Below are 5,126 nucleotides of genomic sequence, written 5' to 3'. Positions count from 1 at the left end.
TCAAGCTGCGCGATCCGCCGGACCACGCCGCGACGTGTCAGATCGCTGGCGAGCCACGCGATAGCCACGAAATTGACGATGCGCGCGCCCGCCAGATTGCGCTTGAAATCGCCATCGAAGGAAGTCGGGAGCACGAGCAGCTTGTAGTACGCCATGCCCAGGACAACTGCGAGCGCGGCCACGCTAACCATCCATCCGAACCTGTGCCCGCTCACCCGCTGATAAACCGGCTGGCAACAGGCAATCACGCCGATCACGAACATCAGTTGCCATGCGGCAGGGTTGAAGTCCCACAGCAAATCTTCCGCCGACGGCAAATACTCGGCGACAGGAGGGGCGAGCGCCCACAACGCAATACTCGCGGCGAGCAGAAGCCACGGCTTGCTGCGCGCGAGCGGCAACACGAGCGGCACGGCGAGCGCGAAAAACGCGTACATCGGCAGGACGGATGCGAGATAGGGCTGGCGTCGCAACAGCAGGATATCCATGAGCGCCGTGAACGGTGCGGCAATGAACGCGTCGAGGTCGGTCGTGGCGAGATTCGGCGCGCTGCCGAACAGCGGCCGCAACACGAAGCTCGTGAGCAGCATGAGCGCAGCGGTGACCAGAAATGCTCTATATATCTGGAAAGCGCGGCGGAGAAATCTTGCGCGGGCGGCGGATTCCGAGCGCCTCGCGCACATCGATACATAGGCGGTGGCAGTCGCAAAACCGCCGAGGAAAACGAAGACTTCGGCGGCATCGTTAAGAGCGAACGCGTGCAGCGTCATGCGGGACACCATGCTGCCGCCAATATGATCGACAAGAATCACGAGCAGGACGAGGCCGCGAAAAAAGTCCAGCTCAACCAGTCGTTGCGATTTTCCCTGCATGCGTAACCCGAAAGACTGCCGGATCGGGCAGCGAACGTGAAAGGCGCGATTCCAACTTCCAACTTCCAACTGAGGAATAGCGTGCGGCACGAGAGTTTACCCGTATTTGTGCGAGAAAGTTTTTCGAAGCCGGTGCCCGCTTGGAAATGGTGGAGAACTTTTTTCAGCTCGAAGCACTCTCAACATTTCAATAAGCTTACATTATCGATGCGAACGTCGCGTATGATTGCGTGAAATTCGTGACCTATAACCGGACAACCCTCACATCTCATGGATTACCTCGTAGCGCTTGCCAGCGATCCCACCGCCTGGGCGGCCCTGGCGACACTCGTTGTCATGGAAGTCGTGCTCGGCATCGACAACCTGATTTTTATCTCCATTCTCACGAACAAATTGCCAGAAGCGCACCGGGCGCGCACGCAGCGTCTGGGTATCGGGCTCGCGCTCATCATGCGGCTTGGCTTGCTCGGCACGGTCGCACTGATCGTGCGGCTGACGGCGCCGATTTTCACGGCGTTCGGGCATGATTTTTCGTGGCGCGACCTGATCCTGATTGCCGGCGGCGTGTTCCTGGTATGGAAGGCGACCACGGAGATCCATCATCACGTGTCGCATGATTCCGGCGAATCCGGCGGCCCGGCCAAGACCGCTTCGATCACACCCCTGGCGGCGATCGGGCAAATCCTGGTGCTGGATCTGGTGTTTTCCATCGACAGCATCGTGACCGCCGTCGGCATGACGGAACACATTCCCATCATGTTCGTCGCCGTGATTGCAGCGGTGGCCGTGATGATGTTCGCAGCGGGTCCGTTGTCGCGGTTTATCGATAGAAACCCGACCGTGGTGATGCTCGCGCTCGGCTTCCTGCTGGTGATCGGGATGACGCTGGTCGCCGAAGGGTTCGGGTCTCACGTGCCGAAGGGCTACATCTACGCGGCGATGGCGTTCTCGGCGCTGGTCGAGGGGTTGAACATGCTGTCGCGCAGGGCGAAGAAGAAACGCGCCTGACGTGCTGAGTCTGGTGCGTTGATCGTGGGAACGCCGCGCGCCTTTGAAACCGCGCGGCGTTTTTTCAATGTCTCAAGGCTCCTTCCGGTACAGCGAAGAATCCGTGAATCCCTCGGCATTCAGCACGTACCCGACCACGATCAACGCCGTCCTTTCGATGCCTTTTTCAAGCACTTTCACAGCGATATCCGCGAGCGTTCCAAGCACTTTCTCTTCGTCGGGCCAACTCGCGCGGAAGATCACGGCAACGGGACAATCCGCGCCGTAATGCGGGATCAGGTCGGCGACGATGCGCTCGATATGGCGCACGCCCAGGTGAATCGCCATGGTCGCGCGGTGGCGCGCGAGATCGGCGAGTTGCTCGCCTTCGGGCATCGATGTCTTCGTCGCAAAACGCGTGAGGATCACGGTCTGCGAGATGCCGGGCAACGTGAATTCGCACCCGAGCGCCGCCGCCGATGCTGCCGCTGCCGTCACGCCCGGCACGATTTCATAGGGAATGGCGAGCGCGTTCAGACGGCGAATCTGTTCGCCGATCGCGCCGTACAGCGACGGATCGCCCGAATGAACGCGCGCCACGTCCTGCCCTTTGGCATGCGCGGTTTCGAGCAACGCGATGATTTCATCGAGGTGAAGATCGGCGGTGTTCACGCAGATTTCCGCGCGATGGCCGCTCAACACCGCTTCCGGCACCAGCGACCCGGCATACAGGATGACGGGACATGAGCGCACGAGACGCTGCCCTTTCACGGTGATGAGTTCGGGATCGCCGGGTCCGGCGCCAATGAAATAGACCGTCATTCAAGGGGCTTTCCGTAAAGCGTCGAGCGCGTTCAGGAGTGAGGCCGTATCGGTGAATTCGCGTTCGACTTGAGGAAGTGACGGACGTTGCAGCATCACGACGGGCAGACCGCGTTCACGCGCGACCGCGAGTTTCGCTTCGGTCGCCGCGCCGCCGCTGTTCTTGCTGATGAGGACATCGGTATCTTGCTGGTCGAATAAAGCGCGCTCGCCGTCCAGCGAAAACGGCCCGCGCGCCGCGATGATCGTCGCGCGTGCGTGGCCAACATGGGGATCGAGGCAACGGATGGTCCAGTGTTGCCCGGAGGGGATCTCGTCGAGATGATCGAGCGGCTCGCGGCCGAGCGTCCACAACGGATGTTTGTATGGCGCGATGGCTGCCATGATCGATGCAAAGTCAGAGACGCGGCGCCAGTCATCGTCCGGTCCCGGTTGCCACGGCGCACGGCGAAGCGCCCAGCATGGGACGCTCGTCACCGCTGAAGCAGCGGCGGCATGACGGCTCATTTGCGCGGCGAAGGGATGAGTTGCATCGACGATCAGACCAACCGATTCTGCTTTTATAAAAGCCGCCAGCCCTTCCACTCCGCCGAACCCGCCAACTCGCACGCGACACACGAGATCGCCCGGCGTGCGTCCCAGTCCAGCAAGGCTATAGACGTGTTCCGGACTGAGACGCCGCGCGATCGTCAATGCTTCGCCCGTGCCACCGAGCAGCAGGACGCGCGTCATGATTTCACTGCATGCAGCAGCGTGATGGGGAGCGCCTGACGCCATGTATCGAAGGCGCCGAGCGGTTGCGCGTGCGCCACGCTTATACGCGTCAGCTCGCCGCCATGCACCGCCCGCCACGCGACGAGCGTCGCCTCGCTTTGGATCGTCACTGCGTTGACGATCATCCGGCCGCCTTTCTTCAGACGCGCCCAACATGTATCGAGCATCTCGGGCGCGGTTACACCGCCGCCAATGAAGATCGCATCCGGCGATGGCAACCCCATCAACGCGGCCGGCGCTTCGCCCTCCACGAGTTGCAGTCCGGGCACACCAAGCGCATCACGATTGTGTTCGATAAAACGCTGACGTCCGCTATCCGCTTCGATCGCGAAGGCGCGGCAGTCAGCGTGCGAGCGCATCCATTCAATGCCGATCGAACCGCATCCCGCGCCCACGTCCCACAGCAATTCGCCAGGTTCGGGGGCAAGCCGCGCGAGGGTGATGGCGCGGACGTCGCGTTTGGTGAGCTGGCCATCGTGCTGGTACGCGTCGTCGGGAAGACCGGGTGTGAGCGGCAGACGCAAGGCGTTGGCATCCGCAATGCAGGCGATCGCCACCAGGTTCAGCGCAGCGATATCGGCTTGCGGGTTCCACGTGTTTGCGATGCCATCAGTGCGACGTTCACGCTCGCCGCCCAGATGTTCGAACACGCTCATCCGGCTGGCGCCGAAGCCGCGCCGGTTCAGTAACTGCGCGACTTCGGAAGGGCTTGAACCATCGCTGCTGAGAACGAGCATGCGCGTGCCGGAATGAAGGCGAACGCCAAGCGCTGCGATCGGACGCCCGACGAGCGAGACCACGGCCACATCCTGCATCGCCCAACGCAAACGCGCTGCAGCAAGCGACACCGATGACGGCGCAGGCAATACGGTGAACTCACCGGGCTCCAGTTCGCGTGCGAACGTGGCGCCGACGCCGAACATCATCGGGTCGCCGCTTGCGAGCACACAGACTCGCTTGCCGCGATAGTCGAACACCGGCGTTATCGAAAACGGCGTGGGCCACGCGCGGCGCTCAGCGGAAATCTGCTCCGGCAACAGGTCGAGATGGCGCTTGCCACCGAAGATGATATCGGCGGCAAGCAACGCTTCGTGCGACGTCCGGCTGAGCCCATGCCAGCCGTCCTCGCCAATTCCCACTACCGTCAACCACGTTGCCATCCGCCGATCCTCGCATGATTCATTTGCAGGTTACGCTGCCCGGCCGCTTGCCGAGCCATGCGGCGATTGGTTTTGTCGGCTGCAAAAACGGGCATAATATCGCGTTTAGTCGGTGCCCTGACGGGCCTAACAGGGAACACAGCGAAACTGTGGCTGCCCCCGCAATTGTACGCAGCGAGTCCGCGCTCCACTGCCACTGGTTTCGACTGGGAAGGCCGGCGCGGGCGGTGACCTGCCAGCCAAGAGACCTGCCGACCGGAATTCTTCGTGCAAGCCAACATCGGGCGGGGTGTACCGATGCCGCGATCCTGCCTGTTTTCATGTGCTGCTGACAAGGCAAAGGTCGAGGCGCCGCGCGAGACCGGACGGGTCACGCTTTGAACGAATCGCAAACACTCACTACTGAACGCGGGTCGGTACCGGCATCGAGGCCATCGGCATGTCCCGGCCTGATGCGGATCGTGCCTGCGCGCAGTAGTGAGTGTTTGCGATTCGTTCAAAGCGTGACCCA

At 61.9% G+C, this 5,126-nt stretch carries 5 protein-coding genes and 1 riboswitch; of the genes, 1 reads left to right on the top strand and 4 read right to left on the bottom strand.

Features of this window, described 5'->3' with window-relative positions; genetic code table 11:
- The coding region (gene opgC / locus ACRXB1_RS29915) for an OpgC domain-containing protein (RefSeq protein WP_449494093.1) at positions 1-872 on the bottom strand (872 nt) is incomplete at its 3' end.
- A 270-nt stretch (positions 873-1,142) separates the two neighbouring features.
- Here opgC and ACRXB1_RS29910 point away from each other — a divergent pair.
- A complete protein-coding gene (locus ACRXB1_RS29910; RefSeq protein ID WP_062003127.1) occupies positions 1,143-1,880 on the top strand; it encodes a TerC family protein in 738 nt (245 codons plus the stop codon).
- 72 nt (positions 1,881-1,952) lie between these two features.
- On the opposite strand, the gene cobM is transcribed toward ACRXB1_RS29910, so the two are convergent.
- The 3 genes from cobM to cbiE are packed head-to-tail and all read right to left on the bottom strand — an operon-like array spanning position 1,953 to position 4,615.
- Positions 1,953-2,681 carry a precorrin-4 C(11)-methyltransferase gene (gene cobM / locus ACRXB1_RS29905; RefSeq protein WP_062171207.1) on the bottom strand — a complete coding sequence of 243 codons (729 nt, stop codon included), beginning with the start codon at positions 2,679-2,681 and terminating at the stop codon, positions 1,953-1,955.
- Entirely contained in the window at positions 2,682-3,413 is a 732-nt protein-coding gene (locus ACRXB1_RS29900; protein WP_449494092.1) for a cobalt-precorrin-6A reductase, read from the bottom strand. It lies immediately after the preceding gene.
- Positions 3,410-4,615 (bottom strand): precorrin-6y C5,15-methyltransferase (decarboxylating) subunit CbiE, encoded by a 1,206-nt coding sequence (cbiE, locus tag ACRXB1_RS29895; protein WP_449494091.1) that lies wholly within the window; start codon positions 4,613-4,615, stop codon positions 3,410-3,412. The genes ACRXB1_RS29900 and cbiE overlap by 4 nt, the downstream gene beginning before the upstream one ends.
- A gap of 93 nt (positions 4,616-4,708) precedes the next feature.
- A riboswitch (cobalamin riboswitch) is annotated at positions 4,709-4,885 on the top strand.
- The last annotated feature ends 241 nt before the right edge of the window (positions 4,886-5,126 follow it).

It is taken from the genome of Caballeronia sp. M23-90 (assembly GCF_053574605.1).
The sequence above is the reverse complement of the archived record's forward strand: the minus strand, read 5'-3'. Positions and strand labels throughout refer to the sequence as shown.